This window comes from Pseudomonas sp. Snoq117.2, assembly GCF_900110545.1.
Taxonomy (GTDB): Bacteria; Pseudomonadota; Gammaproteobacteria; order Pseudomonadales; family Pseudomonadaceae; genus Chryseomonas; species Chryseomonas benzopyrenica.
Genome location: NZ_FOED01000002.1, coordinates 673,750 through 694,477 on the forward strand (window position 1 = coordinate 673,750; position 20,728 = coordinate 694,477).

20 protein-coding genes are annotated in these 20,728 nt (G+C 67.2%); 9 read left to right on the top strand and 11 right to left on the bottom strand.

Annotated elements, in window-relative coordinates; genetic code table 11:
* Positions 1 to 92 precede the first annotated feature (92 nt).
* From BMZ43_RS08970 to aroC, 11 genes are all read right to left on the bottom strand, one after another.
* Positions 93 to 893 carry a transglutaminase family protein gene (locus BMZ43_RS08970; protein ID WP_093252582.1) on the bottom strand — a complete coding sequence of 267 codons (801 nt, stop codon included), beginning with the start codon at positions 891 to 893 and terminating at the stop codon, positions 93 to 95.
* On the bottom strand, positions 890 to 1,843 hold the full coding sequence (locus tag BMZ43_RS08975) for an alpha-E domain-containing protein (protein WP_093252587.1): 954 nt from the start codon (positions 1,841 to 1,843) through the stop codon (positions 890 to 892). The genes BMZ43_RS08970 and BMZ43_RS08975 overlap by 4 nt, the downstream gene beginning before the upstream one ends.
* A gap of 62 nt (positions 1,844 to 1,905) precedes the next feature.
* Complete coding sequence (locus tag BMZ43_RS08980) at positions 1,906 to 3,315, bottom strand: circularly permuted type 2 ATP-grasp protein (RefSeq protein ID WP_017642188.1); 1,410 nt, start codon at positions 3,313 to 3,315, stop codon at positions 1,906 to 1,908.
* A gap of 257 nt (positions 3,316 to 3,572) precedes the next feature.
* Positions 3,573 to 3,914 carry a ribonuclease E inhibitor RraB gene (locus BMZ43_RS08985; protein ID WP_017642187.1) on the bottom strand — a complete coding sequence of 114 codons (342 nt, stop codon included), beginning with the start codon at positions 3,912 to 3,914 and terminating at the stop codon, positions 3,573 to 3,575.
* A gap of 104 nt (positions 3,915 to 4,018) precedes the next feature.
* Positions 4,019 to 4,870: a polyamine aminopropyltransferase gene (gene speE / locus BMZ43_RS08990; RefSeq protein ID WP_017642186.1), complete on the bottom strand. Its 852-nt coding sequence runs from the start codon at positions 4,868 to 4,870 to the stop codon at positions 4,019 to 4,021.
* A 96-nt stretch (positions 4,871 to 4,966) separates the two neighbouring features.
* Positions 4,967 to 5,179, bottom strand: coding sequence for a PLD nuclease N-terminal domain-containing protein (locus tag BMZ43_RS08995; RefSeq protein ID WP_026083979.1), 213 nt, complete (start codon positions 5,177 to 5,179; stop codon positions 4,967 to 4,969).
* A gap of 105 nt (positions 5,180 to 5,284) precedes the next feature.
* Complete coding sequence (gene mtnC, locus BMZ43_RS09000; RefSeq protein ID WP_064308255.1) at positions 5,285 to 5,971, bottom strand: acireductone synthase; 687 nt, start codon at positions 5,969 to 5,971, stop codon at positions 5,285 to 5,287.
* The gene (locus BMZ43_RS09005) at positions 5,968 to 6,519 is read right to left on the bottom strand and encodes a 1,2-dihydroxy-3-keto-5-methylthiopentene dioxygenase (RefSeq protein ID WP_017642184.1); all 552 of its coding nucleotides are present in this window, start codon (positions 6,517 to 6,519) and stop codon (positions 5,968 to 5,970) included. Before BMZ43_RS09005 ends, mtnC begins: the two co-directional genes overlap by 4 nt.
* Positions 6,516 to 7,130 carry a methylthioribulose 1-phosphate dehydratase gene (locus BMZ43_RS09010; protein WP_093252593.1) on the bottom strand — a complete coding sequence of 205 codons (615 nt, stop codon included), beginning with the start codon at positions 7,128 to 7,130 and terminating at the stop codon, positions 6,516 to 6,518. The genes BMZ43_RS09005 and BMZ43_RS09010 overlap by 4 nt, the downstream gene beginning before the upstream one ends.
* Positions 7,114 to 8,274, bottom strand: coding sequence for an MFS transporter (locus BMZ43_RS09015; RefSeq protein ID WP_093252597.1), 1,161 nt, complete (start codon positions 8,272 to 8,274; stop codon positions 7,114 to 7,116). The genes BMZ43_RS09010 and BMZ43_RS09015 overlap by 17 nt, the downstream gene beginning before the upstream one ends.
* Before the next feature lie 14 nt (positions 8,275 to 8,288).
* The gene (aroC, locus tag BMZ43_RS09020; RefSeq protein WP_017642181.1) at positions 8,289 to 9,380 is read right to left on the bottom strand and encodes a chorismate synthase; all 1,092 of its coding nucleotides are present in this window, start codon (positions 9,378 to 9,380) and stop codon (positions 8,289 to 8,291) included.
* Positions 9,381 to 9,515: 135 nt separating this feature from the next.
* Here aroC and BMZ43_RS09025 point away from each other — a divergent pair, with 135 nt between their 5' ends.
* The 9 genes from BMZ43_RS09025 (at position 9,516) to alaC (ending at position 20,723) form a co-directional block, all read left to right on the top strand.
* Complete coding sequence (locus tag BMZ43_RS09025) at positions 9,516 to 10,484, top strand: alpha/beta hydrolase (protein ID WP_064308256.1); 969 nt, start codon at positions 9,516 to 9,518, stop codon at positions 10,482 to 10,484.
* Between the two features lie 42 nt (positions 10,485 to 10,526).
* On the top strand, positions 10,527 to 11,306 hold the full coding sequence (locus tag BMZ43_RS09030; protein ID WP_064308257.1) for a hypothetical protein: 780 nt from the start codon (positions 10,527 to 10,529) through the stop codon (positions 11,304 to 11,306).
* Positions 11,307 to 11,431: 125 nt separating this feature from the next.
* Complete coding sequence (locus tag BMZ43_RS09035; RefSeq protein ID WP_093252602.1) at positions 11,432 to 13,813, top strand: penicillin acylase family protein; 2,382 nt, start codon at positions 11,432 to 11,434, stop codon at positions 13,811 to 13,813.
* 245 nt (positions 13,814 to 14,058) lie between these two features.
* Complete coding sequence (locus BMZ43_RS09040) at positions 14,059 to 15,255, top strand: CmpA/NrtA family ABC transporter substrate-binding protein (RefSeq protein WP_093252607.1); 1,197 nt, start codon at positions 14,059 to 14,061, stop codon at positions 15,253 to 15,255.
* An 11-nt stretch (positions 15,256 to 15,266) separates the two neighbouring features.
* Positions 15,267 to 15,839, top strand: a complete 573-nt coding sequence (locus BMZ43_RS09045; protein WP_017642176.1) for an ANTAR domain-containing response regulator — start codon at positions 15,267 to 15,269, stop codon at positions 15,837 to 15,839.
* A 68-nt stretch (positions 15,840 to 15,907) separates the two neighbouring features.
* A complete protein-coding gene (locus tag BMZ43_RS09050) occupies positions 15,908 to 17,155 on the top strand; it encodes an acid phosphatase (RefSeq protein WP_064308260.1) in 1,248 nt (415 codons plus the stop codon).
* Between the two features lie 966 nt (positions 17,156 to 18,121).
* Positions 18,122 to 18,688 (top strand): methyl-accepting chemotaxis protein, encoded by a 567-nt coding sequence (locus BMZ43_RS27260; protein WP_371913864.1) that lies wholly within the window; start codon positions 18,122 to 18,124, stop codon positions 18,686 to 18,688.
* Positions 18,685 to 19,407, top strand: a complete 723-nt coding sequence (locus BMZ43_RS09060) for a hypothetical protein (RefSeq protein ID WP_093252619.1) — start codon at positions 18,685 to 18,687, stop codon at positions 19,405 to 19,407. Before BMZ43_RS27260 ends, BMZ43_RS09060 begins: the two co-directional genes overlap by 4 nt.
* 74 nt (positions 19,408 to 19,481) lie before the next feature.
* Positions 19,482 to 20,723, top strand: a complete 1,242-nt coding sequence (alaC, locus tag BMZ43_RS09065; RefSeq protein ID WP_093252623.1) for an alanine transaminase — start codon at positions 19,482 to 19,484, stop codon at positions 20,721 to 20,723.
* The last annotated feature ends 5 nt before the right edge of the window (positions 20,724 to 20,728 follow it).

The following is a 20,728-nucleotide window of genomic DNA, read 5'->3' on the forward strand; positions in this document are numbered from 1 at the left end:
AACCTCGGGTATCGAGACGATTTTTGCCGCAGCGGCGAGGAAAAAGAAAGACGGCCCCTGGCCGTCTCTTCGTACGCTGCCGGCAGTGCTGATTATTGCTGTTGCTGCACCTGCTGCAACGGCTCGACCAGCACCTTGGCCTCCATGTGCTCCACCCCACCACCGCGGCGCATGCCGCGTACCGGGCAGGCATCCAGGTAGTCCAGGCCGATGGCCAGCCGCAGGTGGCGCTCCGGTCGGGTCAGGCGATTGGTTACGTCATAGCTGTACCAGGCGCCGTCATGCCAGGCTTCCGCCCAGGCATGGCTGGAGAGGTGCGCGCTGTCGTCGGTGCACAGATAGCCGGACACGTAGCGCGCCGGGATGCCCAGGCTGCGGGCGCAGGCCAGGAAGGCATGGGCATGATCCTGGCAGACCCCGGCGCCCTTGGCGAAGGCCTGGGCGGCATTGCCGTCCACCTCGGTGGAGCCGGGTACATAGATCATGCGCTCGTGCAGGCGCTCCATCAGCTGGATCAGGCTGTCGCGATCCTGGCGCCCGTCGCAGACCTCGCGGGCGAAGGCGGTCAGCGCTTCGTCGGCCTCGGTCAGCCGGGTCTGACGCAGGAAGGGAAAGGGTGAGGCCTGGCAGGGCTCGGATTCGAAGCCCTCGTCGATTTCCACCTGACCACTGGCGGTGATGGTGATGGCGTCATGCGGGGTGTCCAGGGTCAGCACATGGAGGATGTTGCCGAAGGGATCGCGTTGCGCCCGCGCCGGCCGTGGCAAGGCCAGCTCCCAGCCAAGGATCTTCTGGCGTGCATCGTCCTGAGGCGTGAGGCGCAGGTACTGGATGCTGGCGCGGACCTGATCGGCATAGCGATAAAGCGTTTCGTGATGGATCGCGAGCCTCATACGGCCTCCAGGTAAGCGGTGTTGATGGCGCTGGCGAGCTGGCGGACATGGACGATGAAATCACCGATCCAGGCGTGCAGGCCTTCGTCCAGCACCTCGTCGATGCTGGTGTAGCGCAGCCGCGCCTCGAGACCCGCGGCCAGACGCTTGGCCTCGCGGCCATTCTCCCCGGGCAGACTGACCAGCACCCGGTGCAGCTCGATCACGCAGGCCAGCAGCGAGCGCGGCAGGTCTTCCTGCAACAGCAGCAGCTCGGCGCCGTTGCGCACGTTGAGGGCATCGCGATAGAGCTCGGTGTAGGCCTCGAAGGCGCTCAGGGCGCGCAGCAAGGCGCTCCACTGATAGAAGCCGCGGGCGGAGGCATCGCTGATGGCTTCCGCTTCCTCTTCGCCGAGCACCTGGTAGCGGGCGTCGAGCATGCGCAGGGTATTGTCGGCGCGTTCGACGAAGGTACCCAGGCGGATGAAGCGATAGGCGTCGTTTCTCATGATGGTGCCGACGGTGGCGCCGCGGAACAGATGGGAACGCTCCTTGACCCACTCGCAGAAACGGCTGATGCCGAAGCGGATCAGGCCGGTAACGGCGATCTCGCGCATCTCCAGCCAGGTGGAGTTGACGTTCTCCCACATGTCGGCGGTGATGCGCCCACGCACCGCGTGGGCATTGCTGCGCGCAGCCTGCAGACAGCAATAGATGCTGCCGGGGTTGCGCTCGTCCAAGGCGAAGAAATGCAGCAGGCGCTCGGGGTGCAGGGCGCCGTGCTTTTCCCGGTAGTCATCCAGGGTGCCGGTGATGAGCAACGGCATGGCCAGCTCGTCCAGGCCTCCGCCCTGCCCGCTCTGCGGCATCATCGACAGCGAATAGCTGACGTCCAGCATCCGCGCGAGATTCTCGGCGCGCTCCAGGTTGCGGGACATCCAGTACAGATCGGCAGCGGTACGACTCAGCATGGTGGGGTCGCCTTTCAAAGGTCCTTGCGAGGCCGCCGTAGCGGCCACTGTTTCTTGGCGATCTAGTCCTGGACCACCCAGGTGTCCTTGGTGCCGCCGCCCTGGGAGGAATTCACCACCAGCGAGCCTTCGCGCAGGGCGACCCGGGTGAGGCCCCCGGGCACCAGGCGCGTCTTGCGCCCGGACAGCACGAAGGGCCGCAGATCGATGTGCCGCGGTGCGATACCGCTCTCGACGAAGGTCGGGCAGGTGGACAGCGACAGGGTCGGCTGGGCGATGTAGGCGCTGGGATTGGCCTTGAGCCGCGCGCGGAAGGCTTCGATCTCCAGGCTGCTGGCGGTAGGGCCGACCAGCATGCCGTAGCCGCCGGAGCCATGGACCTCCTTGACCACCAGCTCGGGCAGATTGGCCAGCACATGGGACAGCTCGTCCGGCTTGCGGCACTGCCAGGTGGGTACGTTGTAGAGGATGGGTTCTTCGCTGAGGTAGAAGCGGATCATCTCCGGCACATAGGGATAGATCGACTTGTCGTCGGCCACCCCGGTGCCGATGGCGTTGGCCAGGATGACGTTACCGGCGCGATAGGCGGCCAGCAGGCCGGGTACGCCCAGCAGGGAGTCCGGATTGAAGGCCAGGGGATCGAGGAAGGCGTCGTCGAGACGGCGGTAGATGACATCGACCTTGCGAAAGCCCGAGGTGGTGCGCATGAACACCTGTTCGTCGCGCACCAGCAGGTCGGCCCCCTCCACCAGCTCCACGCCCATCTCCCTCGCCAGGAAGGCGTGCTCGAAGTAGGCGCTGTTGAACCGGCCCGGGGTGAGCACCACCACCGTGGGGTTGTTGACCGGGGTGGAGCTGCGCAGGGTATCGAGCAGGATGTTCGGGTAGTGGTCGATGGGCGCGATGCGCTCCAGGGTGAACAGCTCGGGAAACAACCGCATCATCATCTTGCGGTTCTCGAGCATGTAGGACACCCCACTGGGAGTGCGCAGGTTGTCTTCGAGTACGTAGTAGGCGCCGTCGCCATCGCGCACCAGGTCGACCCCGGCGATGTGCGCATAGATGCCATTGGGCAGGTCCAGCCCCTGCATGGCCAGCTGGTACTGGTCATTGGCCAGCACCTGCTCGGCGGGTATGACCCCGGCCTTGATGATGCGCTGGTCGTGATAGAGGTCGTGGAGAAAGAGATTCAGCGCCTGGACGCGCTGAATGCAGCCGCGCTCGATGATCTGCCATTCGCTGGCGGGGATGGCTCGCGGCAGGGCGTCGAAGGGAATCAGGCGCTCCGTGCCCTGCTCGTCGCCATAGAGGGTAAAGGTGATACCGGCGCGATGGAAAAGCAGGTCGGCTTCGCGACGACGCTGGGCCAGGAGTTCCGGGGGTGTCTCACTCAGCCATTGCGCATAGCGACCGTAGTGCGGTCGACAGTGCGCCTGGGCGTCATACATCTCGTTATACAGTTGGCGGCTCATGCCGATCTCCTTGTCACCCACGGTGCAGCTTCGCAAGCCGCGTGCCAGCACCAGAGCCTTGTGGATCAAGCTCTTGCGAGGCGGCGGGTCGCGCGGTGCACCAAAGCCAGGCACGTAAGCGTGCGCATGCACCGCAACGTTTCCGTCATGAGCCTAAGACGGTGCGCCCGGCGGAAAGTGCGATGATTGAGCGGCGGAGTGATTACAGAGAGTGAGACAGGCATCCCCTTCGGGATGCCGCCTCGACAAGCCAGGGATCAGGCGGAGCTGCGGCTGACTTCCTGGGTGACGCCCCAGCCATCGAGTTGGCCGCCCAGAGGCACCACCACCGCCTCGAGATCGCTTTCGAAATCATCGATGGTGGCGTGGGTGGCGAACATCACCTTGCTGACCTGCAGATGCCAGCCCCCCTCTTCGTGGGGCATTACCTGGGTGTTGAGGGACTCGCCGTGAAACTGGTCCGCAGCGATGCGGGCCTTGCCTTCGTCGGCGAAGATGGCGAAGAAGTCGATGGGATGGAAGCGGGCGAAGTCGAAACCACCCTCCTTCATCCGCTGCAGCAGGTTCAAGCTCACATCATCGGCAAACGACAAGGACATAGGACAACCCTCCTCTGGTTCGGATGATCTTCTCGCCGAGCCGTCGCTACCGACGCCCGGCGAGTTGCGGCTGAGCACTCGAACGGTGCCGCGACCGTCAGGGCTTACGCCTTGCCGATGGCCTCCAGCACGTATCGAGGTAGAGCAAAGGCGGCGGCATGCAGCTCCGGGGTGTAGTAACGGGTCTGGATGCCGGTATCACTGTAGCGTTGCGCCAGGGTTTCGGCACCTTGCCGACGCAAGGTCACGTCCTTGCTGCCCCAGGCCAGGGTCATCACGCCCCCTATGTAGGTAGGCACCGCTGACAGATAAAAGTGCCAGTCGGCGAACAGCCCGGACATCCGGCTGGCGGTGGTCTTGACCTCGTCCAGCTGCAGGAAGGGCGTGCCATTCTGCGCTACCATCACGCCGCCGTCGTTCAGGCAACGATGGCAGGCCTGGTAGAAGTTCTCCGAGAAAAGCACCTCGGCCGGACCGATGGGATCGGTGGAGTCGGAGATAATGACGTCATAGCGCTCGGTGGTGTTGGCGACGAAATTCATGCCGTCGTCGATCACCAGATTCAGCCGCGGATCCTCGAAGGCGCCAGCCGAATGACCGGGAAAGTGCTCCTTGCACATTTCCACCACCGAACCGTCGATCTCGACCATGGTGATGTGCTCGACACCCCGGTGCTTGGCCACCTCCCGCAGGATACCGCCGTCGCCACCGCCGATGATGAGCACCCGCTTCGGCGCCGGATGGGCGAGCAGTGGCACCTGGGTGAGCATCTCGTGATAGATGAATTCGTCAGCCTCGGTGGTCTGGATGACGCCATCCAGGGCCATCACCTTGCCCAGCACGGCGTTCTGGAAGATCACCAGGTGCTGATGCTCGGTACGCACCTCGTGGAGCAGGCGCTCGACGGTGAATCTCTGGCCATAGCCGTCGTAGAGGGTTTCCAGGTAGTCGCTCATGTCGATCTCCGCAGGTGGCGGGCCGAGACAGACAATGCCCGGCCAAAAGCCGGGCATTGTAAGAGCTGGATGTGACAGGCTCCAGCGTTGTGCTGGTTAGCCTTTATGGGTAGGCGCGGTGGCCGAGCGATTGCCGCGCGGACCGGCGGCGGCCCAGGCGATCAGACCGATCACCGGCAGCACGATGATGAGCACGGTCCAGCCGATCTTGGCATTGCTGGTGCTGTCACTGCGGATGACGTTGACGATGGCCCAGATGTCGAGCAGGAAGACGATGAAGCCCAGTACACCGCCGATGGTGGAATTGATCATGTCGCGACTCCCGTTGCGAGGACACAGGTCTCGTCACTTGGGACTGGCGATGAGGGCGTGGAGTTCGGCCGGCTCGCTTGGCAGCGACGCCGGCCATGGGCCTCAACCGAAGGCGGTGAGATCGATGTTAGCAAAGGACGCCACGCACGGATGGTCGCCCAGCTGGCCACCGGCACGCACCAGGCCGCAGGTCGGCAGACCGGCCTGGCGCGCGGCATCCAGCTCTTCCACCACATCGGAAAGGAACAGCAGTTCCGCCGGCGCATGGGTGGTCGCCGAGGCGATGCGGGCATAGGACGCAGCTTCACGCTTGCCGCCGGTCAGGGTATCGAAATACCCGGAAAACAAAGGCGTGAGATCGCCATGCTCGGAGCAACCGAAGATCAGCTTCTGCGCCTGGATCGAGCCCGAGGAATAGACGTACAGCGGCAGTCCGGCGGCATGCCACTGGCGCAGGGCCTGGACGGCGTCGGGATAGACGTGCCCCCGGAGGGTGCCGGCGCGATAGCCCTGCTCCCACACCTGCCCCTGCAGCGCCTTGAGCGGCGTGGCCTTGCGGTCGGTGGCGATCCACTCCAGCAGGATGGCGATCACCCGCTCCACGTCGGCGTCCAGCTCGCCGGCTTCGGCACGCACGGCATCGAGTTGCTCGGCCACCGCCGGCTCTCCGGCATGGGCGCGCACATGGGCCGGCAGGTGCGCGCGGGCATAGGGGAAGAGCACGTCGAAGACGAAGCTGACGGCGCTGGTGGTGCCTTCGATATCGGTGAGGATGGCCTTGATCGTCACGCCTCGACCTCCAGGCGCGGAAAGCGCTGGGCGATGTCCACGCCGGTGAAGTGGGCGACCCAGCCGTCGGGATTGTCGAACAGGCGGATGGCGACGAAGGACGGCGACTCGCTCATGTCGAACCAGTGCGGCGTACCGGCCGGCACCGAGATGAGGTCGTCCTTCTCGCAGAGCACGGCATAGACCTGGTCGTCGATGTGCAGGGTGAAAAGGCCCTGGCCGGCGACGAAGAAGCGCACCTCGTCTTCATTGTGGCGATGTTCTTCGAGGAACTTGGCGCGCAGCGCCTCCTTCTGCGGATGCTCGGGATGCATGCTGATGACGTCGACGGTCTGGTAGCCGCGCTCCTGGATGAGGCGATCGATCTCCGGTCGGTAGGCGGCGATCACCTCCTCCTGGCTGGCGCCGGGCGCCACCGGGGCGGTGGCCTGCCAGCGCTCGAAACGCACCCCAACCTCGGCCAGGGTGGCGGCGATGTGCTCGCCATCGCTGATCACCTTCAGCGGCTGGCGGGGTTCGGCATCGTGGTAGACGGTCAGTCGGCTCATGGACGCAGGCTCCGGGTCTTGAGTTCGCATTCGAAGAGGAATTCGAAGGCTTCCACGTGGCGCAAGGCATCGGCCATGCGCGGGCCCCAAGTATAGAGGCCGTGCCCGCGGATCAGGTACCCCACGCAGTCGGGATGCACGTTCAGCCAGGTCTGCACTTGGTCGGCCAGGCGCGGGATGTCCTGGTCGTTGTCGAACACCGGGATCTCCACCCGCACGTCGTGGGTGGTGACGCCATGCAGGGCCTTCTGCAATTCGTAGCCGTCCAGCACCAGGCGATCGCCTTCGAGCTGGCGCGAGAGCACAGTCGAGTTCACCGAGTGGGTGTGCAGCACGGCGCCGATCTCCGGCTGCCAGCGATAAAGCTGGGTGTGCAGCGCGGTCTCCGCGGAAGGCTTCTTGGCCTCCAGCGGGGTGCCGTCGAGGTCGGTGGCGAGGATGTCGTCCAGCTCCAGCTGACCTTTGTGCTTGCCGGAGACGGTCAACAGCAGGCGACTGTCGGACAGCCGTACCGAATAGTTGCTGCTGGTGGCCGGCGACCAGCCGCGGCCATAGAGGAAGCGACCGGCATCGATGATTTCCCGGGCCAGTTGCTCACGCTGCTGGATCATGGAGGGTTCTCCTAACGGACAAGAGGATGAGGAAGGCGCCTGCCAGCGCCGCCAGGGAGGCGCCGGCAAAGGCGGCAAGGGCGCCGGATACCTGCCAGGCATAGCCAGCATACAGCGCGCCCAGCGCACCGCCAGCTCCGGACAGGGCGGCGTAGAGCGACTGGGCCTGGCCCTGGCGGCGGCGGTCGAAATGGGACTGGACGAACTGGATGGCGGCGGCGTGGAAGCAGGCGAAGGTGGCCGCATGCAGGAGCTGGGCGAACAACAGCACTGGCAACTGGTCGGCCAGGGCGCCTAGCAGCAGCCAGCGCCCGGCGGCGATCAGAAAGGCGCCGACCAGCAGGGTAGTCAGAGCGATCCGCGCCAGCAGTTGCGGCATCACCAGGAAGATCAGCACCTCGGCGACCACGCCCAGCGACCAGAGCTGACCGATGACGCCGCGGCCATAACCGAGTTCTTCCAGATGCAGGGTGAAGACCGTGTAGTAAGGGCCGTGGGACAGCTGCATCAGTGCCGCGGCGATGAAGAAGGCCAGCACCCGCGGCTGGCGCAGGGTGGTCAGGAAGGGCTCGGCCGGCGCCTCGGGCCGCTGGCCGGGGTCGACCTTGACCCCCGGCACCGCCAGCGAGGCCAGCAGGATGATCGCCATCACCAGCAGCAGATAGGCCGGATAGAGATCCAGGCTGACGTACTCGAAGGCCCAGCCCAGCCCCGCCACCGCGGCGATGAAGCCGATGGAGCCCCAGAGGCGGATGCGCGCATAGCGCTGCGGCTGATCGCGCAGATGAGCCAGGGTGATGGCTTCGAACTGGGGCAGCACCGCGTGCCAGAAGAAGGCATGACCGGCCATGATCAGCGCCAGCCAGGCGAAGCCCTGGCCGAGGTAGATGCCGGAGAAGCACAGCAGGGTGCAGGCGGCGCCGAGGCGGACGATGCTCAGCCGGCGGCCGGTGCGATCGGCCAGCCAGCCCCAGAGGTTGGGTGCCAGCACCCGCATCAGCATGGGGATGGCCACCAGTTGACCGATGGCGGTGCCGGAAAAGCCCAGGTGGTGGAAATACAGCCCCAGGTAGGGCGCCGTGGCCCCCAGCAGCGCGAAGTAGGCGAAGTAGAAGCCCGACAGCCGCCAATAGGGAACCGGCATCGTCCGTCCGCGGATCAGAGCTGGGGCAGGACGGGCGTGTGCACTTTCACCTCGGCGTTCTGCGCGCGGTGGCGCAGGAGGTGATCCATCAGCACCAGGGCCATCATGGCTTCGGCGATGGGGGTGGCGCGGATGCCCACGCAGGGATCGTGGCGGCCCTTGGTGATGATATCCACCGGATTGCCATGGACGTCGATGGAGCGCCCCGGAGTGGTGATGCTGGACGTGGCCTTCAGCGCCAGGTGGGCGACGAGGGGCTGACCAGACGAGATGCCGCCCAGCACGCCACCGGCGTTGTTGGACAGGAAGCCCTCCGGGGTCAGCTCGTCACGGTGCTCGGTGCCGCGCTGAGCGACGCTGGCGAAGCCGGCGCCGATCTCGACGCCCTTCACCGCGTTGATGCTCATCAGCGCATAGGCCAGTTCGGCGTCGAGGCGGTCGAAGATCGGCTCGCCCAGACCCGGCGGCACGCCGTCGGCGACCACGGTGATGCGCGCGCCTACCGAATCCTGATCGCGACGCAGCTGGTCCATGTAGGCTTCCAGCTCCGGCACCCGGTCCGGATCGGGGCTGAAGAAGGCGTTTTCTTCCACGCTGTCCCAGGTCTTGAAGGGGATCTCGATGGGGCCCAGCTGGCTCATGTAGCCGCGCACCCGGATGCCCTGGGTCGCCAGGTACTTCTTGGCGATGGCACCGGCCGCCACGCGCATGGCGGTTTCCCGCGCCGAGCTGCGACCGCCGCCGCGGTAGTCGCGCAGGCCGTACTTGTGGTGATAGGCGTAGTCGGCATGGGCTGGGCGGAACAGGTCCTTGATCGCCGAGTAGTCCTTGGACTTCTGGTCGGTGTTGCGGATCAGCAGGCCAATGGGGGTACCGGTGGTGACGCCCTCGAAGACCCCGGACAGGATCTCGACCTCGTCCGCTTCCTGGCGCTGGGTGGTGTGGCGGCTGGTGCCGGGCTTGCGCCGATCCAGGTCGCGCTGCAGGTCGGCGATGTCCAGGGGCAGTCCGGGCGGGCAACCGTCGACGATGGCGACCAGCGCCGGGCCATGGCTTTCGCCGGCGGTGGTGACGGTGAACAGCGTGCCGAGGGTATTGCCGGACATGCGAGGGCTCCGCGCTACGGGTGAAAGGTATGGATGCAAAATGGGAATGGGCGATTTTACACGCGCCGTGGTCTTTTACACGGATTGTGTGCGGGATAGGCCCTCACACCCCAGCCCTCCGGTGCCCTCTTCGTCATGCGTCTGCTGTTCTCCCTGCTGCTGTGCCTCGCCCTGCCCGCCCTCGCCACCGCGGCCGACCCCGTGCTCTATCGCCCCGTCCAGCTTGACACCGGCAGCGGCGTGCTCAAGGGCAGCCTGATCCTGCCGCGCAGCGAGCGGCCGCAACCCGTGGTGCTCTTCGTCTCCGGCTCCGGGCCCCTTGACCGCAACGGCAACGGACCCGGCGCGCGCAACGCGGCCTTGCAGCGACTGGCCGAGGCCCTGGGCCGGCAGCGGATCGCCAGCGTGCGCTTCGACAAGCGCGGGGTGGCCGAGAGTCGCGGCGCCGAGCCGGACGAGAGTCGTCTCAGCGTGGAGCGCTATGTCGACGACCTGGTTGGCTGGATCCGCCTGCTGCGCGCCGATCCACGCTTTTCCAAGGTGATCCTGCTCGGTCACAGCGAAGGCGCCCTGATCGCCAGCCTGGCCGCCGACCGGGTGCCGGTCGCCGGGGTGGTGACCCTGGCCGGCAGCGGCCGTCCCATCGACGTGGTGCTGCGCGAGCAACTGGCCGGCAAGCTGTCGCCCGCCGGTCTGGCCAGCGCCCAGTGGATCATCGACCAGTTGCTGCGCGGCACGCCGGTGCCCGAGGTGCCGAAGGAGTTGCTGGTGCTGTTCCGCCCCAGCGTCCAGCCCTATCTCATCTCGCTGTTCCGCCAGGATCCGGCCAAGGCCTTCGCCGGCATCCACGCCCCGGCGCTGATCATCCAGGGCACCCATGACGTCCAGGTGGAGGTGGACGATGCCCGCGCCCTGCAGCGGGCCAAGCCGGATGCGGAACTGGCCATCATTGCCGGCATGAACCATGTGCTGCGTATCGCCCCGGCGGACTTCCAGGCGCAACTGCCCACCTACGACAACCCCAACCTGCCGCTGGCCCGCGCGCTGGTCGAGCGCGTGACCGCCTTCGTCGCGCGCTCAGGTTCCCCGCCCACTGGCCGATAAGCCGGCAAAGGCGCCCAGGAGGCGCACAGCTGGAGCCTGCCCGTGGAAACCCCTGACCAAGCATCGCCGGCCGTCGAAGCCGCGCCCCATGAACCCCATCCCTGGGCCAGCCTGCCGCCGGAGCGCTTTCAGCTGCTGCGACTGATGCCCCAGCCCGCGGATCGACGGGTCGGGGCACGCCCCCTGCGCTTCGTGCAACTCGGCCTGGTCGAGCGCCATGGCGACGAGGAGAGCCTGCTGCGACTGACGGTGCAGATTCCTGGTCAGCTGCTGCACCGCGAGGTGAACGTGCTGGAGGTCTGGGTCGACCATCGCCAGGGCCAGATCCGCCTGGGGCCCGAACGCGGCTTGCAGATTGAGCCGGAAGAACGTGGCCTGGGCCGCTTCCTGCTGGCCCGGGCCGCCGCCTGGGCGCGCCTGCGCTGGAGCCACTACGGGGTGCAGGACCTGCCCCTGGCGCGCCGCGACGCCCTCGACGAAGACAGCCGCAAACGCCGCGACCACGTGCTCGGCGCCCAGGGTTTCACCATCGAAACCGCAACGGACGACGAACGTCAGCAGCTCTGCCGGGCAGCGCGGGTCAGCCAGCTGCGCGAGGACTGGAACGCCGACAAGGTCCAGCTGCTGTCGCTGCTGGACGGCGCCACCCTGCTGGAGCAGTGCGACCGGGTGATCGACGAGCGCGATGCCAGCCTGCGCCAACTGGAGGACCGCATCGCCCTCTATCGCCGTGACGACATCTCCCTGCGTTTCGCCATCGGCTGCCTGGCGGTGTTCTGCCTGTTCCAGGCCGCCCTGCTGATCTGGATGGCGCTGCGCTAGACGTCGCTGCAGACGACCTGTCGGCAGCGCCCAGGCGCCACCCCTCGCCCGAGGCTTGCTCCCCCGGCGGACCCTGCTAACGTAGCCACCCGTTCGCATCCATCCGCCCGGAGTGTCCGCTGTTCATGGTCTCGCCTCTGCTGTTTCGCCCGCGTGCGCCTCTGCGCCTCGCTACCCTCGGCCTGCTGACCGCCCTTGCCGGCTGCCAGTATTTCGGCGAAGAGCAGCCGACCCACAGCCAACCGCAAGTCAAGGGCAGCCTGCCGCTGCGCGGCCTGGCGCAGACCGCCTCGGTGCGCCGCAACGCCGACGGCCAGCCGCTGATCGAGACCACCACCTTCCACGATGCCCTCTTCGCCCTCGGCTATGTCCACGCCAGCGAGCGCCTGGCGCAGATGGTCGAGCTGCGCCTGCTGGCCCAGGGTCGACTGGCCGAGGCCTACGGTGACAGCCGCCTGGACAGCGACCGTTTCATGCGCACCGTGGATCTGCGCAAGGCTGCCCAGGTGGCCTACGGCAATGCCTCGCCGCGTCTGAAGACCTTCTTCGAAGTCTATGCCCGGGGCGTCAACGCCTATCTCTATCGCGCCGGCGAGCGAGTCGAGCTGGATGGCCACGACTACCGCGCCGAATACTGGAAAGCCGAAGACAGCGCCCTGCTCTTCGAGCTGCTGAACTTCGCCCAGGCGGTGGACCTGCGCAAGGAGACCGCGGCGCTGGCCCTGGCCACTCAGGTCGGCCCCGAGCGCCTGGCCTGGCTCTTGCCCACCTACCCGGACGAACCCCTGCCGGAAGAGGAGACCGCCAAGCTGCGCGGCCTGAATCTGCGTGGCCAGTTGCCCGGCCTCGACGCCCTGCTGGACGTCCAGCGCCAGCTGGCTCAGCTCGCCCCTTTCGGCGGCCCCACCGGCACCGCCTGGGCGGCGACACCGGGTCATACCCGCAGTGGGCGCAGCCTGCTCGCGGTGGACAAGGTCAGCGCCTTCAACGGCCAGTCGCCCTTTACCCTGGTGACCCTGAGGGCGCCGCGCTTCGAGGCCGTGGGCACCACCCTGCCCGGCCTGCCGCTGCTGCTCGACGGCTACAACGGCAAGCTGGCCTGGGGCGCCGCGACCCTGATGGGCGACAGCCAGGACCTCTACCTCGAGCGCCTGCAACGCCAGGGCGGTCGTCTCCAGGTGCAGAGCGGCGGTCAGTGGCAACCCGCCGGCGAGCGGGTGGAAACCTTTTTCGTCCGCGGTGAAAAACCGCGCCGCGAGACCCTTTACACCAGCCCACGCGGCCCTCTGCTGAACCTGGCCCTGGCGCCGGGCGCCAACGGCTATGGCCTGGCCCTGCGCAGCAGCCGCCTGGAAGCCGACAAGAGCCTGGACGCCCTTTTCGACCTCACCCGCGCCAAGGACGTGGAGCGCGCCTTCGAACTGGCCCGCGAGCTGCGCGCCAGTGACTGGAATCTGGTGTTCGCCGATGCCGAGCACGTCGGCTGGCAGGTGACCGGGCGCTATCCCAATCGCCGCAGCGGTCTGGGGCTGCTGCCCTCGCCCGGTTGGGACGAGCGCTACGCCTGGGATGGCTACGCCGATCCCATGCTGCACCCTTACGACCAGGATCCGGCCCAGGGCTGGCTGGGCGCCGCCAACCAGCGCGTGGTACCGCGCGGCTACGGCATGCAGCTGTCCAGCAACTGGTCGGGCCCCGAGCGCCAGGAGCGCCTGGCGCAACTGGCCGGGCGCTCCGCGCGCCTCGATACCCGCGATGCCATGGCCCTGCAGCAGGACCAGACCACCACCCTGGCGGCCAAGCTCAAGACGCAGCTCGACGCCCCCGGCTTCGCCGCGCCACTGCGCCAGGCCATCGCCGCCCTGCCGGCCACCCAGCGCCAGCAGGCGGAAGAAGCCCTGCGCCGTCTGCAGGGCTTCGACGGTCGCCTGGCCGCCGGCTCCGCGGATGCGGCGCTCTACGAGGCCTTCCTGCAGGCCCTGGCCGAAAAGACCTTCGCCGATGAATTGGGGGGCACCAGGAGCCCGGCCTGGCAGGCCTTCACCACCCTCAGCGATACCGGCTACAACGCCATCGTCGATCATCTCCTGGCCCGTGACGACAGCCCCTATTGGGATGACGTCAGCACGCCTACCCGTGAAGACAAGCCGGCGATCTTCGCCCGCGCGCTGGCCGGAGCCGTCGAAACCTGCGAGGCCAAGCTGGGCAGCAATCGCGCCGCCTGGCAGTGGGGCCGCTTGCATCGCCTGGACGGCCAGGCGAGCGGTGGCGACGGCTCGACCCTGGACCTGACCGCCAGCCACTGGGGCGGCGATGACCAGGCCTGGCTGGCGCCGACGCTGCGCCTGGTGGTGGACTTCAGCCTGGCCGAGCCCCTGCAGGCGAGTCAGGCCGGCACCCCGGGCAAGGGCTGGGCGAAGGGGCAGTACCAGAGTCTGCCGCTGCAGCCGCAGAATCTGGAGCGCGTCTATGGGCGCGACCGCCTGCTGCTGATTCCGCAACGGTAGCCTTTTCCGCTGGCAGCCCGCGACTTGGCGCGGGTTTTGCCGGTCTCCTGGCAAACCTTAGCCGGTATCGCCTCTTTAGGCCGTGTTGCGGACCGCTGCGGAGGCGCTTTCCCGCAGGCGCCCTGACCGCGAAGGCGCCCGGTGATGGTGCCGTGTCTGTCACCATAATGGTGCAGGCCCCAGTCGAGACGTCCATGGCGGTGCACAGAGAGGTGCCCTGGCGTCCGTTAGTTGCCGGAGACCCCATGCCTGCCCTGTCTTCCCCTCATGCCGCGAATCTTTGGGTCGCGGGTTCGGATGCCCCGGAAAAGCCCGAACTCAATCTGGGCTTCCTGCCCCTGAGCGACGCCGCCTCGCTGATCGTGGCGGCGACTCAGGGTTTCGGCGAACCCCATGGCCTGACGCTGAATCTGCATCGCCAGCCCTCCTGGTCGGCCCTGCGCGACAACCTGCTCAATGGCCAGCTCGATGCCGCCCATTGTCTCTATGGCCTGGTCTATGGCGCGCATCTGGGCCTGGGCGGCACCGCCGCTACGCCGATGGCGGTGCTCATGGGGCTAGCGCAAAACGGCCAGAGCCTCAATCTGGCGCGCAGCCTGGCCCGGGAAGGCGTGCAGGATACCGCCTCCCTGGTCGAGCGGATCCGCCAACCGGACGCCAGGCCCTTGACCTTGGCGCACACCTTTCCTACCGGCACCCATATCTTCTGGCTCTACTACTGGCTGGCCGCCCAGGGCATCCATCCCCTGCGCGATGTGCGCACTGCCCTGGTGCCGCCCCCACAGATGCCCGAGCACCTGGCCGCTGGCCGGGTCGACGGTTTCTGTGTCGGCGAACCCTGGGGCGCTGCTGCCGTGGCCCGCGGCCAGGGCTTCACCCTGACCACCACCCAGGCCATCTGGCCGGACCACCCGGAAAAGGTGCTGGCCTGCACCGGCCGCTTCGCCGAGCGCTATCCCAACACCGCCCGGGCGCTGATCCGCACCCTGCTCGACGCCAGTCGTTTCATCGAGGAGAGTCGCGAGAATCGTCTGGGCACCGCCCAGCTGATCAGCGGCGCCGACTATGTGAACACCGACCCGGCGCTGCTCGCCCAGCGCTTTCTCGGTCACTACGAAGACGGCCTCGATGGCCGCTGGGAAGACCAGCACCCGCTGGCCTTCCATCGCCAGGGTGAGGTCAATCCGCCCTATCTGTCCGACGGCCTCTGGTTTCTCACCCAGTTCCGTCGTTGGGGCTTGCTGCGCGAGGATCCGGATTACCTGGACATCGCCGAGGCGGTGCAGTGCACCGAGCTGTACCGGCAGGCGGCCATCGACGCCGGCCTGGCGATTCCGCCCACCCGGCGCAGCAGCACCCTGTTCGACGGGCGCACCTGGGACGGCAGCGACCCAGCCGGCTATGTCCGCAGCTTCGCCATCCACGCGCTCAGCGATCACTAGGGAGAACGACCTTGCGCATTCTGCTCATCGACGACACCCCCAAGCAGGTCGGCCGCCTCAAGGCCGCGCTGATCGAGGCCGGTTTCGAAGTCATCGAGGAATCCGGCCTGACCATCGACCTGCCCGCGCGCATCGAGGCGCTGCGCCCGGACGTCATCCTGTTCGACACCCAATCACCCGGACGCGACGTCATGGAGCAGGTCTGCCTGGTGACCCGCGATCTGCCGCGCCCCATCGTCATGTTCACCGACGAGCACGACCCGGCGGTGATGCGCCGGGCCATCCAGTCGGGGGTCAGCGCCTACATCGTCGAGGGCATCCAGACCAGTCGCCTGCAGGCCATCATCGACGTCGCCCGCGCCCGCTTCGAGACCGACCAGGCGCTACGCGCCGAACTCCAGGCCCGTGAGCAGCAGTTGCTGGAGCGCAAGAAGGTCGACCAGGCCAAGGGTCTGCTGATGAAGATGCGTGGCTGCAGCGAAGACGAGGCCTACACCCTGATGCGCCGCCAGGCCATGAGCAAGCAACAGAAGCTGATCCAGGTAGCCGACCAGATTATCGCCATGAGCGAATTGCTGGGCTGACACACCTTGTAACATTCTTGCAATTGGGACAGCCGAAACTGGAGCTCAACCTTTCCGAGAGCTCTAGCATGCGCCTTACCCTACTGCCCCTCGTTTGTGGACTCCTGCTCACCCCCCTGGCCCAGGCGGCCAGCACTCAGCCACAGGCCTTTCTCGCCAACCTGGAACAGGCGGGCGAGCAAGGTGCCTTCGCCCAACTGGAACAACGCCAGCGGGAATTGCTGGTGCAGCGCCTGCGCCAGTCCGCCCAGCCCTTCGATCAGCCGGGTATCGAACGGGTCAAGCAGGGTACGCCCCTGGCCGACCAGGCCTGGCTGACCGCCCAGCACTACGACTTCGCCAAGGAAGGCTTGCAGCAGGCCGATATCCAGGTCCTCGAAGGCTTCCGCCAATTGCCCGCCAGCCTGCTGACCGCGAGTACCGCCACCGTCGCCCGGATCAACCACGACGCCTCACCGGCCTTGCAGGATCGCGCGCTGCTCGATGCCGAGGGGATCGCCTTCCTGTATTTCACCGCCGATGCCCTGGGCCCGCGCCTGGGCCAGGCGTTTCTCGACGCCTACGAAAGAGGTGAATTGGGCAAGGCGGCCGCCCTGATCAAGGCCTCGGAAGTCAGCACGGCACCGGCGAAGAAACACTTCGACTATCCCCGGCCCTTCCTGCGCCCCGAGCACCCGGTGACCCTGGTCCAGGACCGGGTCGTGCTCGGTAACCACCAGCCCTACCTGGCCTCGGCGGGCGCCTTCCCCAGCGGCCATAGCACCGTGGGTTACACTGACACCCTGCTGCTCGCCGCCATGCTGCCCGAGCGCGCCACGGCGATCCTGGCGCGCGGTGCCGGCTATGGCTACTCGCGCCAGGTGCTGGGGGTGCACTACCCGCTGGACGTCATCGGCGGCCGGATGATCGCCCAGTACAACGTCGCCCACTACCTGGCCGATCCGGCCTATCGCCGCCTGTTCGACGAGGCGCGCGAGCAGTTGCGCACGGCGCTGACCAAGGCCTGTGGGATGGCGCTGGCCCAGTGCGCGGCAGGTAGCGCCGCTGACCAGGACCCCTGGAACAGTCAGGCGGCGGTGGCCTTCCAGCACTACACCCTGAGTTATGGCCTACCTGCTGTCGCGGGTTCCGCCGGGCGGCCGGTCCAGGTCCCGGAAGGGGCGCCAGCGCTGCTCCAGGCCATGGCCCCCACGCTATCCCTTGCGACGGCCCAGACCCGTCTGGCCAAGTCCCATGGCGTCGCCGAACTGGGCCTGGACCCCGCCCATGAGCAGTGGCAACGCCTGGATCTGCTGGATGCCATCCGTCAGCCCTGAGTGACCTGAACGCGGCGCGGCAACCCGCCGGCTGGGACGCCGGTTCGCCCTGGGATGGCGCGGGAAGCAGTGGCCACCCGGATCGTACCGGCGCGGCCATCCCTGCTGGCACTCCGGGTCGGCAACGGTCCATGGTGGGTGCCAGCCAATACCGGCGCTGGCGCCAGCGGCACAGTCGGATGCAGCCGCCACCTGGCGGATCGCGGTGCGGTACAGCGCCCCGCCGTGGAGCACCTCGATCGAAGCTGGTGCAGCGCGCGGCGGCGGCGATCACGAGAGAGACGGACTGGCCGCGTTCCTGGCTCTCTGGCAAAGGTATTGCTTGGTCGAGGAACCCGCTCAACCGCTCTAGCGCGGTCGCCCCTGGATGCCGCCCCTACTGGAGTCGTCATGACCGCACCCTCCTTTGCCAGCGCCTCGTCCACCGCTCTCGATCGGCGTCCACCCTCCGCTACCGCCCTGCCTTCAAGGCTCGCCATGGGCCCGGGGGGTGGCGTGCTGTTGGCGACCCTGTCGACCCTGCTGGCAGGCAACGCGCAGGCCAGCGCCGCGGTCGGCAGCCTTGGGCTGTTGCTGCTGCTGGCTTGGCGCTTCCACCTGGCGCTGCACCAGCATCACCGTCAACAGTGCTTCTGGCACGCCGAACTTGCCCGGCTGCTCGAGACACCGGCCGACATCGATCCTGCCGCCCTGCTGGTCGCCGCGGCCGAACGGCTGGAACGTAGCGAGCGCATCCGCAGCGAGACGGACTACGCCGGTCAGGCCCTGGGCCAGCTGAGCGAAGAGTCACGCCGTCAGGGCGACGAGCAGGCGCGCGGCATCGCCATGATCGCCGCCGCGGCCGAGGAAATCGAACGTACCCTGGCCAGCATTCGCGGCCTCGCCGAGGCCGCCGGCGAGGCCTTCGCTGACAGCCACGAACAAAGCCTCGCCGGCCATGCCAGTGCCGGCCAGCTGGGTGAGGGCATGGCCTCCATCCGCCACAGCCTGGACGCCACTGCGACCACCGTAGGCACCCTGCTCAGCGGCACCCAGCACGTGGAACAGGCCGTGGTGGCCATCCAGCAACTGGCCCGGCAAACCCAGTTGCTGGCACTCAACGCCTCTATCGAGGCGGCACGGGCGGGCGAGCAGGGCCACGGCTTCGCGGTGGTCGCCGAGGAGGTGCGGCATCTCGCCCAGGCCACTGATCAGGCGACCCGCAGCATCACCGACGTCACCGGCACCATCGTCGCCGCCATTCGCCAGGTCGCCAGCCAGGTCGACGAGCACGAGGGTCTGCTGGGTCAACAGCAGCACCGCTGCGCAGGTCTGGCCAAGGAGCTGGATGCCATTGCCCAGCGCAGTCACCGCAATCTCGAACAACTGGGCCAGATGCGCCAGGCGCTGGCCGAACATGGCCAGGCCAACCATGCGCTGAGCGAACAATTGCACCAGCTGCATCTCGGCGCCCAGGCCTACGCCGAACAGCGCGAAGCCCTGCATGGCCTCACCGCCTATCTGCGCAAGCTGACCAGGCGAGTGCAGCCATGACGATGCTGGGTACGCTGCTCACCGCTGCCACTCTGTCCGCCGGATGGGTGGTCGGCTGGAACCTGCTCGAACGCCGGCGAGACCAGGACGCCAGCCAGGAATTGATTCTGGGTCTGCAGGTAGGCCTCGATCTGCTGCAGGGCATCCAGCAACACCGCGGACTTGGCGGCCAGACCAGCCGTGAGGCGCAGCAGCGCCGCACGGCCCTGCACCAGCGCCTGGAGCCGCTGTGGCAGCTATGGGACGACGACGGTCAGTACCGGCGCTGGCAGGAGGTGCGTCAGGCACCGACCGATCTGGAGGCCCACTGCCAACTGATCGAAAACCTGCTGCAGCGCTGGCGGCTGCTGGAACTGCGCCTGAGAGCGCTGCATCCCCAGCGGCCGTCACTGGTCGAGCACTGCCAGGCCATCGAGAATCTGGGGCTGATCCGCGGCATCGGCGTAAGAGCGGCCGGGCATTCGCGCTGCCCCCTGGCGTTGCGGGTACGCCTGCAATACCTCTGCGAGCAATTGCTCAACGGCCCGCTGGAACCCGCGCTGGCCCAGGCCCTGGAGCGGCTGAACAAGGAGGTGCTGGACACGCCCCAGGTCAGGCTCAGCCCGGAAGGCTGCTATGCCCTGCTCACACCCCTGATCGACGCCCGGCTGGAGGCGCTGCGGCCCCTGGTGCGTCTGGAGCGGACAAAGTCCTCGACAAGCGCAGCGGCCTGCGGCTAATGTCCGCTGCAGGTCACCTCCCGTGACCCACGTCGCTCGGACGGTTCCGGGCGCTTACGTACTTCGAGGAACGCATGACTGATTCCAGTCCCGTGCGCCGCTTTGCGCGCATCGATCGCCTGCCCCCCTACGTCTTCAACATCACCGCCGAACTCAAGATGGCCGCACGCCGTCGGAGCGAGGACATCATCGACCTGTCCATGGGCAATCCCGACGGCCCTACCCCGCCGCACATCGTCGAGAAGCTCTGCCAGGTCGCCCAGCGCGAAGACACCCACGGCTATTCCAGCTCCAAGGGCATTCCCCGCCTGCGTCGCGCCATCTCCCACTGGTATCGCGACCGCTACCAGGTGGAAATCGATGCCGACAGCGAAGCCATCGTCACCATAGGTTCCAAGGAAGGCCTGGCGCACCTGATGCTGGCGACCCTGGATGCCGGCGACACCGTGCTGGTGCCCAACCCCAGCTATCCGATCCACATCTATGGCGCGGTGATCGCTGGCGCCCAGGTGCGTTCGGTGCCCCTGGTGCAGGGCATGGACTTCTTCGCCGAGCTGGAGCGGGCCATTCGCGAGAGCATTCCCAAGCCGAAGATGATGATCCTCGGCTTTCCTTCCAACCCCACCGCCCAGTGCGTGGAGCTGGACGTCTTCGAGCGCGTGGTGGAACTGGCCAAGCGCTACAACGTGCTGGTGGTGCACGACCTGGCCTATGCCGACATCGTCTTCGACGGCTGGCAGGCGCCTTCCATCATGCAGGTGCCCGGGGCCAAGGACATCGCGGTGGAGTTCTTCACCCTGTCCAAGAGCTACAACATGGCCGGCTGGCGGATCGGCTTCATGGTCGGCAACCCCGAGCTGGTCGCCGCCCTGGCGCGCATCAAGAGCTATCACGACTACGGCACCTTCACCCCGCTGCAGGTGGCGGCCATCGCCGCCCTGGAAGGCGACCAGCAGTGCGTGCGCGACATCGCTCAGCAATACCAGCAGCGCCGCGATGTCTTGGTGCGCGGCCTGCACGAGGCCGGTTGGATGGTGGAGAATCCCAAGGCCTCCATGTATGTCTGGGCCAAGATTCCCGAGCCCTACGCCCAGCTGGGTTCGCTGGAGTTCGCCAAGAAGCTCCTCGCCGAGGCCAAGGTTTGCGTCTCGCCGGGCCTGGGCTTTGGCGACTATGGCGACGACCATGTGCGCTTCGCCCTGATCGAGAACCAGGACCGCATCCGCCAGGCGGTGCGCGGCATCAAGCAGATGTTCCGCGCCGACGGCCTGCTGCCCAAGGCAGCCGCGCGTAGAACCGGGGTCGAACCGGCCTGAGCCCG